The sequence below is a fragment of the Streptomyces sp. NPDC004134 genome, from assembly GCF_042874195.1.
Taxonomy (GTDB): Bacteria; Actinomycetota; Actinomycetes; order Streptomycetales; family Streptomycetaceae; genus Streptomyces.
Genome location: NZ_JBIAMS010000011.1, coordinates 13,813 through 34,106, shown reverse-complemented (window position 1 = coordinate 34,106; position 20,294 = coordinate 13,813). Strand labels below are relative to the sequence as shown.

The window sequence follows — 20,294 nt, the reverse complement described above, 5'->3', positions numbered from 1 at the left end:
GCCCGTTCGCGTCCATGGCGCCGCAGCCCGTATCCCGCAGTACCGGACCACCCAGGAAGGCAACGACATGAAACGCACCGCGGCGACACTCACCCTGCTGAGCGCGCTGCTCGCCGCCGCCGCCGGCTGCGCCCCCGACACGTCGGACGACGACGACGGCGGCGACTCAGGCGGCGACGGCAACGGCAAGAAGGTCACGCTGACGCTCAACTGGGTGCCGTACGGGGAGCACGCCGCCTTCTACTACGGCGTGGAGAAGGGCTTCTACGCCGACGAGGGCATCGACCTGGAGATCAAGCCCGGGAACGGCTCCGCGGCCACCATCCAGCAGGTCGCGCAGAACAAGACCGACTTCGGCTGGGCCGACACCCCGCCGCTGATGGCCGGCATAGGCGAGGGCATGGGGGTCAAGAGCCTCGGGGTCTACCTCCAGAAGGGCCCGTCCTCCGTGCAGTTCGTCTCCGACGAGAACATCAAGGAGCCGGCCGACCTGGAGGGCAAGTCCGTCGCGGGCACGCCGGGCGACGCGATGTACGCCACCTTCCCCGGCTGGCTGGAGGCCAACGACGTCGACCCGTCCAAGGTCAAGGTCGTCAACGTCCAGCCCGCGGACAAGATCTCGCAGCTCGCCGCCGGCAAGGTCGACGCCATCATGGGCTTCTTCCACGACCAGGGCCCGACGATCGAGAACACCACCGGCAAGACCGTCGACTACATCCTCTTCTCCGACTTCGGCATGAACGTCCTCGGCACCGGCATCGTCGCCTCCGACAAGATGCTCGCCGACGACCCCGAGCTGGCCAAGGCGTTCGTCCGGGCCACCACGAAGTCCTGGCAGGAGGTCGAGGCCAACCAGGAAGAGGCCGTCAAGATCATGTCCGAGGCCGCGACCGAGCCGCCGCCGGACAACGTGCTCGCCAACCAGCTCAAGGACACGCTGCCGCTGCTGGAGGGCGACGGCGGCGGCATCGGCGTCAACTCCGAGGAGTCGTGGCAGGAGACTATCGACCTGCTGTCGGACGGCGGGATGCTGAAGGAGGCCAAGAAGCCCGCCGACTACTGGGACGCGTCGTACGCCGCTAAGGGGTGAGCAGTGCCGCAGCTCGAACAGAAGAAGACCGCCGCGACCGAAGCGGCGGCGTCCGCAAGCATCGACATCCGCGATGTGACGTGCACCTTCACGACGAAGCGCAGTCGCACCACGGCGGTCGACGGGGTCTCGATGCGGATCGAGCCCGGTGACTTCGTCTCCATCCTCGGCCCTTCCGGCTGCGGCAAGTCGACCCTGCTGAAGATGATCGCCGGCCTGGTGCTGCCGACGACGGGCCAGGTCAGCCTGCTCGGCCGGCAGGTGACCAAGCCGCAGCGCAACATCGGCTTCGCCTTCCAGCGGGCCGCGCTGCTGCAGTGGCGCGGGGCGCGGAAGAACATCCTGCTCCAGGCCGAGATGCGCGGCATGGACAAGCAGACCGCGGCCCGCCGGGCCGACGAGCTGATCGAGCTGACGGGCCTGCAGGGCTTCGAGGACGCCCTGCCGCACGAGCTGTCCGGCGGCATGCAGCAGCGGGTGGCGCTGTGCCGCGCGCTGCTGCACGAGCCGCCGGTACTGCTGCTCGACGAGCCGTTCGGTGCGCTGGACGCGCTGACGCGGGAGCACCTCAACGTCGAGCTGAACCGTATCTGGCGGGAGACCGGCACGACCATCGTGCTGGTCACCCACTCCATCTCGGAGGCCGTCTACCTCGGCACCCGGGTGGAGGTGATGAGCGCCCGCCCGGGCCGGATCATCGAGACAATGCCGGTGGACCTGCCGGCGGCCCGGGACTACGGGAAGGTCATGTCGGCGCCGGAGTTCGAGACCCTGGCGGCCCACATCCGCGGCCTCCTGGGCGGCGCCCACTAGCCCGCCACCGGTGTACGCCGCCGCCCGGGGCCCGCGCATCACGGGGCCCCGGGCGGCGGCGTATGCCCGCTCTCCGCAGATTTAACAAACGCTTCATATTGTTTCGGAATTACGTCGGCAATTCCGTTTCCCGGCAAGGGAATTGCGTGCGCGGCCGTATCTCTGCCATCGTGCGTGCATGCCCACCGACCAGCGCTTCTTCGCCCGCCACCACGTGGACTTGGTGCGCGTGGCGAGCGCGCTGTGTCCATGCGGCCGTCCGTAGACGGCCGCACCCGGGTCTACGCCGCGGGTGCTCGATTCCGAACGGGCCCTTTCCGCCCGCTCGTTCAGCCCGCCCCGTACACACCCCGGAACGAGGTCTCCATGTCCACCCCGCCGACCCTCTCCCCCGCCGCGCCCGCAGCCGCCCCGGCCGCGCCCGCCGGCCCGACGCCCGCCGCGCTCGCGGGGCTGGTCCGTGCCTTCGCCGGGCGGCCCGGCCGCTGGCGGCCCGCGGTCCGCTTCGACGCCGCGGCCCGCTTTCACACCCGGCTGGAGGTGACCGGGGGCCACGAGGTCTGGCTGCTGACCTGGCTGCCGGGGCAGGGCACCGAGATCCACGACCACGGCGGCGCCGCGGGGGCGTTCACGGTCGTCTCCGGGGTGCTCACCGAGCGCAGCTTCCCCGACCCGCCCGCCGCGCCGCGGGCGCGGGAGCTGGCCGTGGGCGGGCTGCGCTCGTTCGGCCCGCGGTACGTCCACGAGGTGGTCAACGCCGGGACGGCACCGGCCGTCAGCATCCACGCCTACGCGCCCGCGCTGTCCGCCATGTCGTACTACGCCGAGCTGCCCGGCGGCGGCCTGCGCCCGGTCCGTACCGACCCGGTGACCGGCTGATGGCCGCCGCGGAGGCCCCCGGGATCGACGCCGCGCTCGCCGCCGTACGCGCCACGCTGGACCGCCTCACCCCCCGGCAGGCGTACGCCGCGCTCGCCGACGGTGCCGTCCTCGTGGACACCCGGCCCGAGTTCCAGCGGCGCGCCTCCGGCACCGTACCGGGAGCGCTGCTGGTGGAGCGCAACCACCTGGAGTGGCGCTGCGATCCGGCCAGCGGCGCCTCGGTGGCCGAGGCCACCGGCACGGGGGTGCACTGGATCGTCATGTGTGACGAGGGATACGCCTCGTCGCTGGCCGCCGCCTCCCTCAGGTCCCTCGGACTGACCCGGGCGACCGATCTGACCGGCGGCTTCCAGGCGTGGCGGGCGGCCGGGCTGCCGGTCACGCTCCCGTAACGCCTCACCTGCACAAAGGCGTGCAAAGGCGTGCGAAAGCCCGGCCCATATGCCGGGCGATTCGTCCACGCCTCAAGAACCCCCTTGACCGAGCCGCCCCGATGGGCTTATCCCTACTAAGTCAATAGGGATACTCGGAAAGACGATGTTGATTCCCGGAACACCCCCGAGAGGATGACCCTCCCGTGTCTGCACCACGCCGCCGCCGCGCGGCCATACGCCTGCTCGCCGGCACCGCCGCCCTTCCCCTGCTCGCCCTGACCGCCTGCGGTTACGGCTCCGACAGCGACGACAAGGGCGACGACGCGGCCCCCGCCGCCCAGGGCGAGAAGATCGGCGGTCTCGACGAGATCAACATCGGCTTCTTCGGCAACGTGACCCACGCGACCCCCCTGGTCGGCCTCGGCGACGACGGCCTGATCACCAAGGAGCTGGGCGGCACCGCCGTCAAGCCGCAGATCTTCAACGCCGGACCGTCCGCCATCGAGGCGCTCAACGCCGGCTCCGTCGACATGACCTGGATCGGCCCCTCCCCCGCCATCAACGGCTACACCCAGGCGGACGGCCGCAACCTGCGCATCGTCGCGGGCGCCACCTCCGGCGGCGCCTCGCTGGTCGTCAACCCCGACAAGGTCAAGTCCCTGGACGACCTGGAGGGCAAGCGGATCGCCACGCCGCAGATCGGCAACACCCAGGACGTGGCCCTCCTCAACTACCTCGCGGGCGAGGGCCTGGAGGTCGACCCCCAGTCCGGCAAGGGCGACGTGCTCGTCATCCGCCAGGACAACAAGGAGATCCCGACCACCTTCCAGCAGGGCGGCCTCGACGGCGCCTGGGTGCCCGAGCCCACCGCCTCCAACCTGGTCGCCAAGGGCGGCGAGGTGCTGCTGAACGAGAAGGAGCTGTGGGACGACGGCAAGTTCGTCACCACCCACCTGATCGTCTCGCAGGCGTTCCTGAAGGACCACCCCGACGTGGTCGAGGCCGTCGTGCGCGGCTCGGTGAAGACCAACGCCTGGATCAAGGACAACCCCGACGAGGCGAAGACCCTGGTCAACGAGGGGATCGAGGAGTACGCGGGCAAGCCGCTGCCCGCCGACGTGCTCGACCGCGCCTTCGCCGACATCGAGGTCACCGACGACCCGCTCGCCACCACCCTGGGCGACCAGGCCGACCACAGCGTCAAGTCGGGCCTCCTCGACGAGGCGAAGACCGACGGCATCTACGACCTGTCCATCCTCAACAAGGTGCTCGAGAGCGAGGGCCGGCCCGCCGTCGACGACGCCGGCCTCGGCGTCGAGTAGCTCTGCCCGCCTCACCTCCGGGAGGTGCAAGAGATGTCCACCGCCATCACCGACGACGCCCCGGCCGGCTCCGCGCAGGCCGGGGACGGGCCCGCGGCCCGCATCACGCACGTGTCCAAGACGTTCGGGCGCCCAGGGGAACAGCTCCTGGTGCTCGACGACGTCACCGTCGACGTCGCGCCAGGCGAGTTCGTCACCCTGCTCGGCGCGTCAGGATGCGGCAAGTCCACCCTGCTCAACCTGGTCGCGGGACTGGACGCGCCGACCGCCGGGACCATCGAGATACCCGGCGGTCAGCGCCCCGCGCTGATGTTCCAGGAGCACGCCCTCTTCCCGTGGCTGACCGCGGGCAAGAACGTCGAGCTGGCGCTGAAGATGCGCGGCCTGGCCAAGGCCGAGCGCCGCACCGAGGCGGAGCGCCTGCTCGAACTCGTCCGGCTCGGCGGCGCGTCCGGCAAGCGGGTGCACGAGCTGTCCGGCGGCATGCGCCAGCGCGTCGCGCTGGCCCGCTCGCTCGCGCAGGACAGCAGGCTGCTGCTCATGGACGAGCCGTTCGCCGCGCTCGACGCCATCACCCGCGACGTCCTGCACGACGAGCTGACCCGCATCTGGGCGGAGACGAAGGTCTCCGTGCTCTTCGTCACCCACAACGTGCGCGAGGCGGTCAAGCTCGCCGAGCGCGTGATCCTCATGTCCTCCCGCCCCGGGCGCATCGCCCGGGAGTGGACCATCGACATCCCGCAGCCGCGCCGGATCGAGGACACCGAGGTGGCCAACCTCTCGCTGGAGATCACCGAAGAGCTGCGAGGGGAGATCCGCCGCCATGGCAAGCACTGACACCACCGGCAGCACCGGCACGTCCGGCGCGTCCGGCGCGTCCGGTGGCAAGGCCGGCGCGAAGTCCGGTGAGGACGCCGCCGGCCTCGCCGGGCTCGAAGCGGGCCTCGACGCCCTCGACACCAGGACCGCGGCGCGTACCCCGCTGCGCCAGGTGCTGCTGCAGAAGGTGCTGCCGCCGATCATCGCGGTCGCCCTCGTCGTGGCCGTCTGGCAGTTGCTGTACGTGCTGGAGGTCAAGCCCGACTACCAACTGCCGGGCCCCGGCCAGGTCTGGGACGCGCTCGCCGACCAGTGGTACGAGGGCACGCTCTTCGACGTCATCTGGACGAGCCTGTCCCGCGGCGTCCTCGGCTTCCTCATCGCCATCGCCATCGGCACCCCGCTCGGCCTGATCGTCGCCAAGGTGCCGTTCGTGCGCGCCGCGATCGGCCCGATCCTCACCGGGCTGCAGTCGCTGCCGTCGGTGGCCTGGGTGCCGGCCGCGATCATCTGGTTCGGCCTCACCCCGTCGATGATCTACGCGGTGGTGCTGCTCGGCGCCGTCCCGTCGATCGCCAACGGGCTGGTCTCCGGCATCGGCCAGATCCCGCCGCTGTATCTGCGCGCCGGCCAGGTCATCGGCGCCACCGGCCTGCACGGCGTACGGCACGTGCTGCTGCCGGCGGCGCTGCCCGGCTATCTGGCCGGGCTCAAGCAGGGCTGGGCGTTCTCCTGGCGGTCGCTGATGGCCGCCGAGATCATCGCCACCTCCCCCGACCTCGGGGTGGGCCTGGGCCAGTTGCTGGAGACCGGCCGCGGGTACCAGGACATGGCGATCGTGCTCAACGCGATCCTGCTGATCCTGATCGTCGGCGTCGCCATCGAGCTGCTGGTGTTCGGCCCGCTGGAGCGCCGGGTGCTGCGCAACCGGGGGCTGCTCGTGACGCGCTGACCGCACCCGCTCCCCCGAGAACCCGCCGGGGACCGCTCCGGGCCGTAGCTCAAGGCCCGGACCGGTCCCCGGCGCGATGCGTGTAAGGGACACGACTCCTCCGGGGTGGGGTTATCCCCCCTTCTTTCGGTGGAGCTGAGCACCACCGGGTTCACCAGCCAGCACGATGGGGACCGCGCCCGGCCTTCTCTAGCGTCGTATCGGCAGGTGGGGGCAGTGTGCCGCCGCCGCGCACGAGGGAGAAGGACGATGGGGGCACCGAGGGCGCCGAGGCATACGAAGCGGCGTCAGGGCGTCGCCGCGGCCGTCGGCGGCTGGAGCGTCACCCACCGCTGGGCCGCGGTGGGTATCTGGGTGTTGTTCGTGGTGCTGGCGACGGTCGCCGGCTCCGCGGCGGGGCGGGCGGAGGTCAGCGACAGCGAGGAGGTCCCGGGCGAGACCGGGCGGTCCGCGAAGATCCTGGAAGACGCGGGCGTGGACGAGCCGGTCGGGGAGAGCGTGCTCGTCCAGGCGCAGAAGGGCGGCCCGAAGGCGTCGGCGAGCGAGTTCCGTACGGCCGTCGAGGACGTCGTACGGGCCGTCGAGGGCACCGGCGAGGTGACGGACGTCGTCTCGCCGTACGAGAGCGACACGATCTCCGCGGACGGGCGCTCGGCGCTGGTCCAGTTCCGGATGAAGGGCGACCCGGAGACCGCGGCGGACCGGGTGGAGCCGGTGACCGACGCGGTCGCGAAGGTCCAGGACGCGCACGAGTCGCGGGGCCTGCTGATCGAGGAGATCGGCGGCGCCAGCATGGAGAAGACCTTCGACGACGCCTTCGGCGAGGACTTCAAGAAGGCGGAGTACTCGGCGGTGCCGATCGCGTTCGGCATCCTGCTGATCGTCTTCGGCGCGTTCGTCGCCGCGCTGCTGCCGATGGTGCTGGCGATCACCGCGATCGTGGCGACGATGGGCCTGATGGGCGTGGTCAGCCACGTACAGCCGATGAGCGACGTCGCCGACTCGGTGATGCTGCTGGTGGGGCTGGCCGTCGGCGTCGACTACTGCCTGTTCTACCTGCGCCGCGAGCGCGAGGAGCGGGCCAAGGGCCGGGACGCGCGGACCGCGCTGGAGATCGCCGCCGCCACCTCCGGGCGCGCGGTGCTGGTCTCCGGCATCACGGTCATCGTCGCGATGTGCGGCATGCTCTTCACCGGCCTCGCCGACTTCGCGGCGATGGGCGTCGCTTCGCTGATGGTGGTCGCGGTGGCCATGGTCGGCTCGGTGACCGTGCTGCCGGCGATGCTGTCGCTGCTCGGCGAGCGGGTCGAGAAGGGCAGGGTGCCGTTCCTGGCGCGGCTCAAGCGGGGCAGGACCAACGCCGGCGGCGAGAGCCGGGTGTGGCGGGCCGTGCTGACGCGCGTTCTGCGCCGGCCGAAGGCCGCGGTGATCGTGGCCACCGGCGCGCTCGCCGCGATCGCGCTGCCCGCCGTGGGCATGAACACCGCGAACCTCACGCTGGACCAGGAGTTCGGCGACTCGCTGCCGATCGTGCAGACCTACGACCGGATCAACGAGGCGTTCCCCGGCGGTTCCGACCCCGCCGAGGTGGTCGTCAAGGCCGACGACATCAACGCGCCCGAGGTCCGCAAGGCCATCGTCGACTTCGAGGAGCAGGCGCTGGACACGGGCGCGTCCAAGGGCCCGATCGACATCCAGGTCTACGCCGAGAAGAACGTCGCCATCATCGACGTCCCCCTCGTCGGCGGCTCCGACCAGGACAAGGCGGAGAAGAGCCTCGCGCTGCTGCGCGACGAGATCCGGCCGGTGACGCTGGAGGCGGTGGACGGCGTGGAGGCGCCGGTCGGCGGCCAGGTCGCGGGGAGCAAGGACTTCAACGACCAGCTCGTCGGCGCGGTGGTGCCGGTCTTCCTCTTCGTGGTGGCCTTCGCCTTCCTGCTGATGCTGATGGCCTTCAGGTCGCTCACGATCGCCATCACCTCGATCCTGCTCAACCTGCTGTCGGTGGGCGCCGCGTACGGCGTGCTGACGATGGTCTTCCAGCACGGCTGGGGCGCGGGCCTGGTCGGCGCCGAGGGCGTCGGGGCGATCGTCGCCTGGCTGCCGCTGTTCCTCTTCGTCATCCTCTTCGGGCTGAGCATGGACTACCACGTGTTCGTGGTCTCGCGGATCAAGGAGGCGCGGGCGCAGGGGCGGAGCACCGCCGACGCCATCTCGCACGGGGTGATCACCACCGCGGGCGTGGTGACCAGCGCGGCCGTCATCATGGTCGCGGTGTTCTCGATCTTCGGCACGCTGTCGATGCAGTCCATGAAGCAGATGGGCGTGGGTCTTGCGACGGCCGTGCTGATCGACGCGACGATCATCCGCGGCGTGCTGCTGCCCGCGGTGATGGCGCTGCTCGGCGAGCGCAACTGGTACTTCCCCAAGGCGCTGCGCCGGCTGCCCGACCTGGAGCACGCCGAGCCGCAGCCGGTACCGATGGGTAGCGTTCCGCCGCCGGTTCCCGCAGACTCTCCGTTGGTCGAAGGGAGCCGCCGATGAACCTGCCGTTCGGCAACTACCAGAACGAGATCTATCTGAACGGGCTGGCGGACGAGCTGCCGGCGTTCACCACCGACCTCACCGCGCTGGAGCAGTCCGCGCGCGAGCGGCTGGCGGACGGTCCGTTCTGGTACGTCGCGGGCGCGGCCGGCTCGGGCGCCACCGCCCGGGCCAACCGGTCGGCGTTCGACCGGGTCCGCCTCGTCCCGCGCATGCTGACCGGCGCCACCGGGCGGAGCCCGGCCACCACCGTGCTGGGCACCGAACTCCCCGCGCCCGTACTGCTGGCGCCCGTCGGGGTGCAGTCGATCGTGCACCCCGACGGCGAGCTGGCCACGGCCCGCGCCGCCGCCGCCCTCGGCATCCCGATGGTGATGTCCACGGCCTCCTCGTACACCATCGAGGAGGTCGCGGAGGCGAGCGGCGCGGGCCCGCGCTGGTACCAGCTCTACTGGCCGAACGACGACGAGGTGTGCGCGAGCATCCTGGCGCGCGCCCGCGCCGCGGGCTTCACCGCCCTCGTCGTCACCCTCGACACCTGGACGCTGGCCTGGCGGCCGCGCGATCTCGACGCCGCCTACCTGCCGTTCATCCGCGGTGTCGGCACCGCCGTCGCCTTCTCCGACCCGGCGTTCCGCGCGGGTCTGGAGAAGCCGCCGGAGGAGGACCTGGGCGCGGCGGTGCTGCGCTGGGTGCCGATGTTCACGGGTACCGACAGGACCTGGGACCGGCTGCCGTTCCTGCGGGAGCACTGGGACGGGCCGATCCTGCTGAAGGGCGTCCAGCACCCGGACGACGCCCGCCGGGCCGCGGACGCGGGCATGGACGGCGTCGTCGTCTCCAACCACGGCGGCCGGCAGGTCGACGGCGCGGTCGCGTCGCTCGACGTGCTGCCGGAGGTCGCCGAGGCGGTCGGCGACCGGGTCGAGGTGCTCTTCGACTCGGGCGTAAGGACCGGGGCCGACGTGCTCAAGGCCCTGGCGCTGGGGGCGCGTGCGGTGCTGTACGGCAGGCCGTACGCCTACGGCCTCGCGCACGGCGGCGAGGCGGGCGTGACGCACGTGCTGCGCAGCCTGCTCGCCGACCTCGACCTCACCCTGGGGCTGTCCGGTCACCGCTCGGTGCGGGAGCTCGGCCCCGGCGACGTGCGGCGGCTTCCGGGCTGATCGCCCGCAGCCCGTAGCCCACGGCGGTGGCGGCGACGTAGCTGAGGACGGCGTAGACGGCGCCCGGCATGGCCATCGCGGTGCTGTCCAGCAGGGTGGGGCTGACCGCGATGGTCATGGCCAGGCCGACGTTGTGCATGCCGATCTCGAAGCAGCACGCCACGGCCTGCGGGTGCGCGGCGCGCACCAGCCGGGTGGCGCCGTAGCCGACGGCCAGCGAGACGAGCGTGAACAGGAACGTGATCGGCCCGAGGTCCACGAACGAGTCGGCGATCCGGTCCCGTTCGGCCCAGGCCACGCCGACGATCACCAGGAAGAGCCCGAAGAGGGAGGCCACCCGCACCGGCCGGTCGATGCGCTCCCTGACCCGCGGGGCGCGGGCCCTGGTTAGCATGCCGAGCCCGACGGGGATCAGCACGATCGCGAACACCTGAAGGATCTTGTCGTAGTTGAGCCCGAGGGAGTCGCTGCCGACGTCGAAGTACTCCAGCGAGAAGTTGACGATCAGCGGCAGGGAGAAGAGCGAGAGCGCCGAATTGACGGCGGTGAGCGTGATGTTGAGGGCCACGTCGCCGCCGAAGAGCCGGCTGTAGTAGTTGGCCACGGCCCCGCCGGGCGACGCGGCGAGCAGCATCATCCCCACCGCGTACGCGGGCGCCAGATCGAAGGCGAGCACCAGCCCGAAGCAGGCGGCGGGCAGCAGCAGCACCTGGCACACCAGCGCGACGGCGACGGCCCGGGGGTGGTGCCTGACCCGCCGGAAGTCGGCGAGCGTGAGGCCGAGCCCGAGGCCGTACATGATGACGGCGAGGACGACGGGCATCATGACGGTGACCACCGGGGAGTTCACGCGCACCAGCCTGCCGGGGCGCGCGGCGCGCTGTCCATGCCGGAAAGGTCTCGTTAATTCGATGGCGCCTCCGCTTGCGCCCGGCCCAGGATGGAGGATGCTCACGACACTCCTCGCCTTCCTCGGGGCCTGCTCGCTGATCGCCGCGACGCCTGGACCCAGCACGGTCCTGATCATCCGCAACTCCATGCACAGCCGCCGCGCCGGGATGATGACCGTGCTGGGCAACGAGACGGGGGTCTTCCTGTGGGGCGCGGTCGCCGCGTTCGGCCTCACGGCGCTGCTGGCGGCCTCGCAGATGGCGTACGACGTGCTGCGCTGGATCGGCGCGGCGGTGCTGATCTGGTTCGGGGTGCAGGCGCTGCGCGCGGCGCGGCGCGGGACGGTGGCGGAGTTCGCGGACCGGGCGGGGCCCGAGGTCACGTCGTGGCGGGCGTACCGCTCGGGGCTGCTGCTGAACCTGGCGAATCCGAAGGTGGGCATCTTCGCGATGTCGTTCCTGCCGCAGTTCGTGCCCGCGTCGGCGCCGCAGTTGGCGACGACGGTCGCGTTCGCGGCGCTGTGGGCGGTGTACGAGGTCGGCTGGTACGCGGTGTACGTGTGGTTCGTGGGGCGGCTGAAGGGCCTGCTGTCGCGCGCGGGGGTGCGCAAGCGGCTGGAGCAGGTGTCCGGCACGGTGCTGGTGGCGCTGGGGATCCGGCTGGCCGTGGAGCACTGAGGAGGCGCCCTGTCCGGCGGGGCCGCCCGGCGCGGGGCGGGGCCCGGGCCGTACGGGCCGGAACACGAACCTGACCGGAACGTGACGAGCCCGTGCGCCACGTCACGACCGAGGGCGCCGGATAGTCCGTAGCGGAAGCTACGCCCTGTGCGTCGGGGCGACCGGGAGGTAGCCCAGGTCCACCGGTCCTTCGTGCCGTTCCGTGAGCAGGCGGGCCAACGGCGGGGGCCAGAGCGGCTCGTACGGCTCCGCCACCTCCGCGGGAGACCACCAGCGCCAGCCGAGGATGCGGTCCTCCGGGTGCCGCGCGACCGCCTCGGCGGTGGGCTTGCGGCGCGGCCCGGCGGCCAGGTAGATGTGCTCGTGCTGGCGCACCGGCACGCCCTGCCGGGTGAAGTCGTGCTCCCAGGTGCACAGCAGCTCACCGGCCGCGACGTCCGTCCAGCCCGTCTCCTCGTGCAGCTCGCGCACCGCGCCCGCGCGCGGGCGCTCGCCGGGGTCGAGGCCGCCGCCGGGGGTGGCCCAGTGGATGCCGGCCTCCACGTCGTCGTAGCGGAACATGAAGATCGCGCCGTCCGGGTCGAGGAGCGCAAGGCGGGCGGCGCGGCGGGGTGTGCGCATGCGGCCGAGCCTAACCGCTGTGGCCTGTGCGTCGATCATTTGTCACGGGTACGTACGGGAACGGAAGCGTACTGGACACCCACCGCCGCCCAGCCCGACAATTCCAAGGTGTCAGGCTCCGACCACCCCACGTCTTCCTCGTTCCCCATGCCCCCGGCGGGGATCCCGCGCGTCTCCGACGAAGAGCGCGACAGGGCGATCGAGTTGCTGCGCGACGGCGCGGCCGACGGCCGGCTGTCCCAGGACACCTTCCTGGCCCGCGTGGACCTGGCCTTCGCCGCCTACTCCCACGAGCAGTTGGCGGCGCTGACCGCCGATCTGCCGCCGCGCGAGGGGCGGTTGACGCGGGCGATCCTCGGCACGGTCGCCAAGGCGTCGTCGCTCGGGGTGCGGGTCAAGCAGGCGTGGCAGGCGGAGCGGCTGCCGCCGCTGATGCTCCCGGCACCGGGCACGATCCCGCTGCGCATAGGGCGCGATCCGCGCAACGGGCTGCGGCTGATGGAGGAGACGGTCTCGCGGATGCACGCGGAGCTGCGGTGCGCGAGCGGGGTGTGGCTGCTGCGGGACCTGGGTTCGACGAACGGGACGTTCATCAACGGCCGCCGGCTGACGGGCGAGGCGCCGGTGCGGCCGGGCGACCAGTTGGGCTTCGGCCACACCCGGTACCTGCTGACGGCCCGCTGACCGCGGGGCCGGCCGGGGAGGGGGCGGCCGGGGCGCGGGCGCGCAGCACCGGAGTCCGTGCCGTACGGGCCACGCCCCTGGCATGCCCGCCCCGCCGCCGACGCCGTACGGGCCGCGCCCCCGCGGCTCACCCCGCCGCCAGCACCGCGCTCACCACCGGGCCCGCCGCCTCGCTGCCGTGGCCGCCCTCCGGCACCACCGCCGCCGCGGCCACGTCGCCGCGGTACGCCGTGAACCAACTGTCCGGCCGCTCCTGCCCGTCGACCTCCGCCGAGCCGGTCTTCGCGCCCGCCCCGGCGCCCAGGCCCAGGCCCGCGGCCGTGCCGTCGGCCGCGGTCAGCTCCATCATCCGCCGCAGGTCCGCCGCCACCGCCGGCGGCAGCGGCTCGGCCGTGGCGACCTCGCGGTCGTCGAACGAGCGGGGGAGCAGCACCGGCTGCCGGAAGCCGCCCGAGGCGACGGTGGCGGCGACCGACGCCATGTTCAGCGGGTTCATCTGCACCTGGCCCTGGCCGATGAGCGCCGCGGACTTCTCGTCGCCCGCCGCCACCGGCACGGCGCCGTCGAAGGTCGATACCCCCGTCCGCCAGTCGTCCTCGCCGAGGCCGAACCAGCGGCGGGCGGTCTCGGCCAGCTCGCCGTCGGCCAGTTGGTCGCTCAGCGAGACGAACGCGGTGTTGCAGGACTGCGCGAAGTCCTGCGCGAAGGTGGCGTCCCCGATCTCGCCGCCCTCCACGTTGTGGAAGGTCATGCCCTGGTCGTGCGCATAGGTGCGGGGACAGCCCACCGGCGTCTCCGGCGTCACGCCCCCGGCCAGCAGCGCCGACGCCGTAATGATCTTGAACGTGGAACCGGGCGCCGTCGCGCCCTGCAGCGCGTTGTTGAACTCCCCGCCGCCCTTGGCGTTGGCGATCGCGAGTATCTCGCCGGTGGAGGGCCGGACGGCCACGACCGAGGCCCGGCGGTGGTCCCGTACCGCCTCCTCCGCCGCCTGCTGCACCCCGGCGTCCAGGGTCGTCGGCAGCTTCGCGGGCCTGCCCTCCGAGACGCCGAGCAGCGGCCTGACGCGCTGTGCGCCGTCGGTCTGCTCGACGAGCACCTCGATGCCGGGCTCGCCGCGCAGCTTCCCGGCGTACCGCTCGCGCAGTTGGGCGAGGACCGGGCCCAGCGACGGGTACTTCTCCTCGCTCAGCGTCCTGCCGTCCGCGTCGACCGCGACCACCTGCGGGGTCTCGCCCTCCCGGGTCACCAGCCGCCGGTTGCCGGCCAGCGCCGGGTGCACGACGGAGGGGTCCCAGTCGACCAGCGGCTTGCCGGTCGTCCGGCCGCGTACGACCGTCAGCTCCGAGTCGTACGTCCACGTCTTCGCGTGCCCCTCGGCCACGATCCGCGCCGTCACCGAGAACGGCACCGTGGCGCCCCGGGCCGCGCCCGGCTCCAGGGTGACCTTCCGCACCAGGGCGTCCGTGAAGTACGCCCCGAGCACCGGCCGTGCCTCGGCGGCGTAGTCCGTCAGCCCGGCGGCCTCGCCGGGGCGCCGGCCGGCCCAGGCGGCGAGGAAGTCACGGGCGGTGGTGCGCACTTCGGCCGCGCTGGGCGGTCCCGTCGGCACGCCGGGGCCGTCGTCGCCGGCGACGGCCTGGTAGATGCTCGTGACGCCGAACACGGCCAGCGCGGCCATCCCGGCGAGCACCAGGCATAAAACTGCTTTGGCTCCGGTTCGCATGCGCGTCCCCCTGCCGTCGAGGCCCCTCCCCCGGGCCGCCCACGACTCTACCCGCGGCCTCCGACACCCCGCGGTTGCACTGAACCAAGGTTGAAGTTCTAGCTTTACGGGGCAGGCCGCCGCACCGGCCGCGCACCACGAGACGGGAGAACCCGATGGACATGCAGGCCACCGCCTGGCAGTCGCTCCACAGCACGGTCACCGCGCAGCGGGACAAGCGCCCGCTGTCGCGGGCCGGGCTCGGGCGGATCTGGCGGTTCGCCCAGCCGCACCGGCGCCTGCTGAAGTGGTTCCTGCTGCTCAGCGTGGTGACCGCGGCACTGGCCGTGGCCACGCCGCTGCTCGCCGGCCGGGTCGTGGACGCCATCGTCACCGACGCCGACCGGGGCCGCGTCGTCTCCCTGGCGCTGCTGATCGCCGCCATCGCCGTCGCCGAGGCGGGCTTCGGGCTGGTGGCGCGGTGGCTGTCGGCCCGTATCGGCGAAGGGCTCATCCTGCAACTGCGCACCGCGGTCTACGACCACGTGCAGCGTATGCCGGTCGCGTTCTTCACCCGCACCCGCACCGGCGCCCTCGTCAGCCGGCTCAACAACGACGTCCTCGGCGCCCAGCGCGCGTTCAGCAACACCCTCTCCGGCGTCGTCGGCAACCTGGTGACCCTGCTGCTCACGCTCGCCGTCATGCTGCGGCTCTCCTGGCAGATCACCCTCCTCGCGCTCGTGCTGCTGCCCGTCTTCGTGCTGCCGGCCCGCCGCATGGGCACCCGGCTCGCCCGGCTGCAGCGCGAGGCCGCGGGCCACAACGCCGCCATGAGCACCCAGATGACCGAGCGCTTCTCGGCCGCCGGCGCCACGCTCGTCAAGCTGTACGGGCGGCCGGAGCGGGAGTCGGCGGAGTTCCGCGACCGGGCGGCGCGCGTACGGGACATCGGGATCCGCACGGCGATGGTGCAGACCCTCTTCATCACCGCCCTCACCCTCGTCTCCGCCCTCGCCCTCGCGCTCGTCTACGGCCTCGGCGGCTGGTTCGCGCTGCGCGGCACCCTGGACGCGGGCTCCGTCGTGGCCCTCGCCCTGCTCATCACCCGCCTGTACGCGCCGCTGACCTCGCTGGCCGGGGCGCGGGTGGAGGTGATGAGCGCGCTCGTCAGCTTCGAGCGGGTCTTCGAGGTGCTGGACCTCAAGCCCCTGGTCGCCGAGAAGCCGGACGCCCGGGAGGTGCCGGAGGGCCCGGTGGCGGTGGAGTTCGACGCCGTGGACTTCGGCTACCCGGCCGCCGACAAGGTGTCGCTCGCGTCGCTGGAGGAGGTCGCCGTGCTCGACACCAAGGCCGGCGCACAGGTGCTGCACGGGGTCTCGTTCCGCGCGGAGCCCGGCCGGATGGTCGCCCTCGTCGGCTCCTCGGGCGCGGGCAAGTCGACGATCGCGCAGCTCATCCCGCGGCTGTACGACACGGACGGCGGCGCGGTGCGGCTCGGCGGCGTGGACGTCCGCGAGCTGTCCGCCGCCTCGGTGCGCGCGACGCTGGGCATGGTCACCCAGGACGGGCACCTCTTCCACGAGTCGGTCCGCGAGAATCTGCTGCTGGCGCGGCCGGACGCCACCGACGCGGACCTGTGGGACGCCCTGCGCAAGGCGCGGCTGGACGCGCTGATGGCGGGGCTGCCGGAGGGCCTGGACACCGTCGTCGGCGAGCGGGGCTACCGGCTGTCGGGCGGCGAGCGGCAGCGGCTGACGATCGCCCGGCTGCTGCTCGCGGAGCCGCGCGTGGTGGTGCTGGACGAGGCCACGGCGCACCTGGACTCCACCTCGGAGGCGGCGGTGCAGGAGGCCCTGGCGGAGGCGCTGGCCGGGCGCACCGCGGTGGTGATCGCCCACCGGCTGTCCACGGTGCGGGCCGCTGACCAGATCCTGGTGGTGGAGGAGGGCCGGATCGTGGAGCGGGGCACGCACGCGGAACTGCTGGCGGCCGGCGGCCGGTACGAGGAGCTGTACCGGACGCAGTTCGCGGAGGACGGCGGGGCCGGGGAGCTGGTGGTCCAGGAGGCGTAGGGCCGGAGGCGTACGGGGCGGGGGCGCGGCGCAGGGGCTCCGCCGGCAGGGTGCCGGCGGGGTCCGCGTCAGGCGACCGGGTCCGGCTCCGGGACCGGCGTGCCCGGCAGGTGGCGGCGGGCGCGTACCGGCGAGAAGTACAGCGGCAGCGCCGCCACCACCAGGATCACCGCCCCCGTCCACAGCGCCGCCTGTACCCCCGCGAACTCCCCGATCACCCCGGACAGCGCCGAGCCCAGCGCGACCGAACCCATCAGCAGGAACCGGAAGGTCGCGTTCATCCGGCCGAGCAGCGCGTCGGGCGTCAGCCCCTGCCGCAGGCTCAGCCCCAGCACGTTGTCGATGCCGATCTTCACCGACACCAGCGCCATTCCCGCGGCCCCCGCCACGCACAGCCACGGCGGCCGGCTCAGCAGCGGTACGAGCAGCGCCGCCGGTGCCACGCACAGCCCCGCGGTGGCCAGGGTCCACCCGCACCCCCGCCGGGCGGCGAGCGGCCGGGCGAGCCGGGCGCCGACGAAAATGGCGGCGCCGCAGAGCACCCAGTAGCCGCCCAGGATCCAGGCGGGCAGCCCGAGTTGGCCGACGAAGAGCACCGGGACCATCGTGTTGACGGTCTGCGCCCCGAGGTTGGCGAGCGCCGCGCCGAGCGCGAGCGGGCGCAGTTCGCGGCTGCCGAGCACGTGCCGCAGCCCGGCGCGCATCTCGGCGGCCAGCCGGCGCGAGGCGGCCGGCGCCGGCCTATCGCGGTGCGAACTGCCGCCGCGGATGCCGGTGAGCGATATGGCCGCGGCGAGGTGGCTGACGGCCTGTGCCGCGACCGCGACCGGCGCCGTCAGCACCTCCACCAGCAGCCCGCCGACCCCGCGCCCGGCGACGCTGCCGACCGCGTACAGGCTGACGACGCCCGCGTTCGCCCGCACCAGGGCCTCCCGCCCGACCACCGCGGGCAGGCAACTGTGCGAGGCGACGTCGAAGAAGACCGTGGCGCAGCCCGCCAGCAGCACGGCCGCGTACAGGTGCGGCAGCGTGAGCGTGCCGAACCACCAGGCCAGCGGAACGGCGGTGAGCAGCACGACCCGCGCCAGGGCTGCGGTCACCAGCACCGGCACGCAGCCGAGCCGGTCGACCCACACTCCTGAGGGCAGGCCGATCAGCAGGTACGCGGAGGTGCCGAGCGCGGCCAGCAGGCCGATCTGACCGGGGCTCGCACCGAGGCCGAGCGCCACCAGCGGAAGGGCCAGATGGCCGACCTGGATGCCGATCTGATCGGCGGCGGTGGCGGCGTACAGCCGTCGGAAGGCGGGCACGCGCCAGGGGGATGCGGATGCCATGGAGGGAGCTTGCCGTGCCGCCGGGGCACGGGGAAAACGGAGCGCGTTCGTCCCGTCCCGGGGGCCCCGCTAGCGGTATGCTCCGCCCTTCGCGCCCGGCGGCGGGGGTGCGGCCTCGCGCGCGGCCAGCAGCGGCAGGACGTCCGCGACCAGCTCCAACTGCAGCCGCAGCGCGTCCCGCGGGGCGGCGCGCAGCACGGCGCGCATCAGGTCGGTGGCGCCGGCGGGGGCCCTGAGGTCGTCCAGGTGGCGCTGGCAGGTGCCGAGGTCGAGCGAGGGGTTGGGCAGGTCGTTGGCCGCCCAGAGGGTGCGCATCAGCTCGTTGGTCATCACGGCCGCCGCCCAGCCGGTCTCCACGGGGTCGCCGCGCTGGCGGACGGCCTGCATCTTGGGTACGACGTGGGCCCAGAACTCGGCGTAGTGCGCCTTGACGGGTGCGGGGGTGCGGTAGCCGGCGTGGATGGCCGCGGCGTCGGCCGTGAGCGCGGCGACGGCGCCGTCGGGGTCGTGCAGCGGGACGCCGTCGAGGAAGGCGTAGCCCCAGGACTCGTCGCCGACGCGGTGCGGGGCGAAGCAGGAGCGCCACTGCTCGGCGGTACGGGGCACGAGGTCGACGGGCAGCGGGCGGCGGCGGGACCGCCAGGGGGCGCGGCGTACCGGGTCGAGGGCGGTGACCACGAGGACGTCGAGATCGGAGTCGGGACGTCCGGTGCCGCGGGCGAGTGATCCGGACAGCAGGACACCGCGGACGTCTGGGTCCGCGCGCAGTTCCGTCAGCACCACCTCCAGCACCGTGCGGTGCAGGGAGGTGGGAAAGGCAGCGGTGGTCATCTCGCTCCCGGGTCCGGCCCAGGCGGGAGCGTAGCAGCCCCTGCACCGAGCGTGCGGGGCCGGGGCGGGAAAGGGATGTGCGCGGGCGGCGGGCGGGCGGTTAGGGTGGGGGCGGAAGTGCATCCGAGGCAAGGAGACGGTGTGGCGGGCTGCTGCTGCGCGGGCACCGGCGGGATGACCCGTCTGTGCACCGGTGGCCACGCAGGTGCGCGGCGCGCGTTCTTCTCCCTCGTGCCGTATCGCCACCGCGTGGTTCCGGCGCCCTGACCGGCAGCCCGGGACGGCTTTCCCGCTGAGCGACCCCGTCGCAGGCCCCGCGATCACCGCGCGCTGAGCGCGCCCGCCGGGCTTTTCCCTTCACGTTCACGTGCCCCGCCGAGGGCCGACGTCGCGCTGCCCGGCCAGGGCCATCCGCCAGTCCAGGAACGCACTTCTTTCCGGAAGGACGGCAGGCTGTGGCCCGCTCTCACCGACGCATGTCCGCACGCGCGGACTCCGATACGAACCGTCGCGCCGACGCCCGCGCGACCACCGGCGGCAACGCCCGTACGAACCGCCGCCGCGGCTCCCCCGCGGGGGCCCGGGGCACCGGATCCCGGTCCGTCTCCCTCTCCCTCTCGCAGAACTTCCTGGCAGGACCCGCCGTCGCGCGGCGCGTGGTGCGGCTCGCGGCGCCGGAGGCCGGCGGCGGGCTCGTCGTCGAGGTCGGCGCCGGCACCGGGACGCTGACCGAGGCACTGGCGCCGCACTGCCGGGAGCTGATCGCCTACGAGATCGACCGCCGGCTGCTGGCCGGCCTGCGCACCCGGATGGCCGCCCACCCCCATGTCCGCGTCGTGGGGCAGGACTTCCTCACCGCCCGGCCGCCGGGGGAGCCGTTCGCGGTGGTGGGCAACGTCCCGTACGCGCGGACCTCCGAGATCGTCGACTGGTGCCTGCGCGCGCCGCGGCTGGAGTCGGCGACGTTCGTCACCCAGCTCGAGTACGCCCGCAAGCGGACCGGGGACTACGGGCGCTGGAGCCTGCTGACCGTGCGCACCTGGCCGTGGCACGAGTGGCGGCTGCGCGGGCGGGTGCCGCGGGAGTCGTTCCGGCCGGTGCCGCGGGTGGACTCGGCGGTGCTGCGGATCGACCGCCGCGCGGAGCCGCTGCTGCCGCGGGGCGAGGAGGCGGCGTACCGCCGCATGGTCGAGACGGGCTTCGGCGGCGCGGGCGGGAGTCTGTACGCGTCCCTGCGCCGCGCGGGCCATCCGGCGTCCCGTCTGACGACGGCGTTCCGCACGGCGGGCCTGCCGAAGACCACGGTGGTGGCCTACGCCACCCCGCCCCAGTGGCTGGCCTTGTACAGAACGCTGCGCTGAGCCGGCAAGCGGGCGGATCGGGGGCCCCGCGCGGGGGCGCGAGGCGGCACACGTACGCCGTCTGGCCCCCCGAACTCGGTGCGCCCAGGTGCCCGGCGGCGTCGCAAGCCCGGCTTGCGGCGCCGGCAGCCGGGCGCCCGACGCGGCAGCGGCCCG

General features: G+C 73.2%; 18 protein-coding genes. 13 read left to right on the top strand and 5 right to left on the bottom strand.

The window, feature by feature from the left end; all coding sequences use genetic code 11:
- The first annotated feature begins 67 nt into the window (after window positions 1-67).
- From ACFYVJ_RS16025 to ACFYVJ_RS15985, 9 genes are all read left to right on the top strand, one after another.
- A complete protein-coding gene (locus ACFYVJ_RS16025) occupies window positions 68-1,090 on the top strand; it encodes an ABC transporter substrate-binding protein (protein ID WP_388891452.1) in 1,023 nt (340 codons plus the stop codon).
- A 3-nt stretch (window positions 1,091-1,093) separates the two neighbouring features.
- The gene (locus tag ACFYVJ_RS16020) at window positions 1,094-1,903 is read left to right on the top strand and encodes an ABC transporter ATP-binding protein (RefSeq protein ID WP_388891449.1); all 810 of its coding nucleotides are present in this window, start codon (window positions 1,094-1,096) and stop codon (window positions 1,901-1,903) included.
- Window positions 1,904-2,269: 366 nt separating this feature from the next.
- Entirely contained in the window at window positions 2,270-2,782 is a 513-nt protein-coding gene (locus tag ACFYVJ_RS16015) for a cysteine dioxygenase (RefSeq protein WP_388891446.1), read from the top strand.
- Window positions 2,782-3,177, top strand: a complete 396-nt coding sequence (locus ACFYVJ_RS16010) for a rhodanese-like domain-containing protein (protein WP_101420797.1) — start codon at window positions 2,782-2,784, stop codon at window positions 3,175-3,177. The genes ACFYVJ_RS16015 and ACFYVJ_RS16010 overlap by 1 nt, the downstream gene beginning before the upstream one ends.
- A 185-nt stretch (window positions 3,178-3,362) precedes the next feature.
- On the top strand, window positions 3,363-4,481 hold the full coding sequence (locus ACFYVJ_RS16005) for an ABC transporter substrate-binding protein (protein ID WP_388891442.1): 1,119 nt from the start codon (window positions 3,363-3,365) through the stop codon (window positions 4,479-4,481).
- Window positions 4,482-4,514: 33 nt separating this feature from the next.
- Window positions 4,515-5,318 carry an ABC transporter ATP-binding protein gene (locus tag ACFYVJ_RS16000; RefSeq protein ID WP_388891439.1) on the top strand — a complete coding sequence of 268 codons (804 nt, stop codon included), beginning with the start codon at window positions 4,515-4,517 and terminating at the stop codon, window positions 5,316-5,318.
- Window positions 5,305-6,252: an ABC transporter permease gene (locus ACFYVJ_RS15995; protein ID WP_388891436.1), complete on the top strand. Its 948-nt coding sequence runs from the start codon at window positions 5,305-5,307 to the stop codon at window positions 6,250-6,252. The genes ACFYVJ_RS16000 and ACFYVJ_RS15995 overlap by 14 nt, the downstream gene beginning before the upstream one ends.
- A 249-nt stretch (window positions 6,253-6,501) precedes the next feature.
- Window positions 6,502-8,796, top strand: a complete 2,295-nt coding sequence (locus ACFYVJ_RS15990; protein WP_388891433.1) for an MMPL family transporter — start codon at window positions 6,502-6,504, stop codon at window positions 8,794-8,796.
- Complete coding sequence (locus ACFYVJ_RS15985) at window positions 8,793-9,962, top strand: lactate 2-monooxygenase (RefSeq protein ID WP_388891431.1); 1,170 nt, start codon at window positions 8,793-8,795, stop codon at window positions 9,960-9,962. Before ACFYVJ_RS15990 ends, ACFYVJ_RS15985 begins: the two co-directional genes overlap by 4 nt.
- Here the strand turns inward: ACFYVJ_RS15985 and ACFYVJ_RS15980 are convergent.
- Window positions 9,889-10,812 carry a bile acid:sodium symporter family protein gene (locus ACFYVJ_RS15980; protein WP_388891428.1) on the bottom strand — a complete coding sequence of 308 codons (924 nt, stop codon included), beginning with the start codon at window positions 10,810-10,812 and terminating at the stop codon, window positions 9,889-9,891. The two genes, ACFYVJ_RS15985 and ACFYVJ_RS15980, sit on opposite strands and share 74 nt — an antisense overlap.
- 97 nt (window positions 10,813-10,909) lie before the next feature.
- Here ACFYVJ_RS15980 and ACFYVJ_RS15975 point away from each other — a divergent pair, with 97 nt between their 5' ends.
- On the top strand, window positions 10,910-11,530 hold the full coding sequence (locus tag ACFYVJ_RS15975; protein WP_388891425.1) for a LysE family translocator: 621 nt from the start codon (window positions 10,910-10,912) through the stop codon (window positions 11,528-11,530).
- 138 nt (window positions 11,531-11,668) lie between these two features.
- On the opposite strand, the gene ACFYVJ_RS15970 is transcribed toward ACFYVJ_RS15975, so the two are convergent.
- A complete protein-coding gene (locus ACFYVJ_RS15970) occupies window positions 11,669-12,151 on the bottom strand; it encodes an NUDIX hydrolase (RefSeq protein ID WP_388891422.1) in 483 nt (160 codons plus the stop codon).
- A 147-nt stretch (window positions 12,152-12,298) separates the two neighbouring features.
- On the opposite strand from ACFYVJ_RS15970, the gene ACFYVJ_RS15965 reads away from it, so the two are divergent.
- Window positions 12,299-12,835, top strand: coding sequence for an FHA domain-containing protein (locus ACFYVJ_RS15965; protein ID WP_388891817.1), 537 nt, complete (start codon window positions 12,299-12,301; stop codon window positions 12,833-12,835).
- A 127-nt stretch (window positions 12,836-12,962) separates the two neighbouring features.
- Here the strand turns inward: ACFYVJ_RS15965 and ACFYVJ_RS15960 are convergent, their stop codons facing one another.
- A complete protein-coding gene (locus tag ACFYVJ_RS15960; RefSeq protein WP_388891419.1) occupies window positions 12,963-14,528 on the bottom strand; it encodes a penicillin-binding transpeptidase domain-containing protein in 1,566 nt (521 codons plus the stop codon).
- Window positions 14,529-14,716: 188 nt separating this feature from the next.
- Here ACFYVJ_RS15960 and ACFYVJ_RS15955 point away from each other — a divergent pair, with 188 nt between their 5' ends.
- Window positions 14,717-16,612, top strand: a complete 1,896-nt coding sequence (locus tag ACFYVJ_RS15955; protein WP_388891416.1) for an ABC transporter ATP-binding protein — start codon at window positions 14,717-14,719, stop codon at window positions 16,610-16,612.
- A gap of 68 nt (window positions 16,613-16,680) precedes the next feature.
- Here the strand turns inward: ACFYVJ_RS15955 and ACFYVJ_RS15950 are convergent, their stop codons facing one another.
- Both ACFYVJ_RS15950 and ACFYVJ_RS15945 read right to left on the bottom strand, forming a co-directional pair.
- A complete protein-coding gene (locus tag ACFYVJ_RS15950; protein ID WP_388891413.1) occupies window positions 16,681-17,946 on the bottom strand; it encodes an MFS transporter in 1,266 nt (421 codons plus the stop codon).
- Window positions 17,947-18,015: 69 nt separating this feature from the next.
- Window positions 18,016-18,777 carry a nucleotidyltransferase domain-containing protein gene (locus ACFYVJ_RS15945; protein WP_388891410.1) on the bottom strand — a complete coding sequence of 254 codons (762 nt, stop codon included), beginning with the start codon at window positions 18,775-18,777 and terminating at the stop codon, window positions 18,016-18,018.
- A gap of 476 nt (window positions 18,778-19,253) precedes the next feature.
- On the opposite strand from ACFYVJ_RS15945, the gene erm reads away from it, so the two are divergent.
- On the top strand, window positions 19,254-20,138 hold the full coding sequence (erm, locus tag ACFYVJ_RS15940) for an ErmE/ErmH/ErmO/ErmR family 23S rRNA (adenine(2058)-N(6))-methyltransferase (RefSeq protein ID WP_388891407.1): 885 nt from the start codon (window positions 19,254-19,256) through the stop codon (window positions 20,136-20,138).
- The last annotated feature ends 156 nt before the right edge of the window (window positions 20,139-20,294 follow it).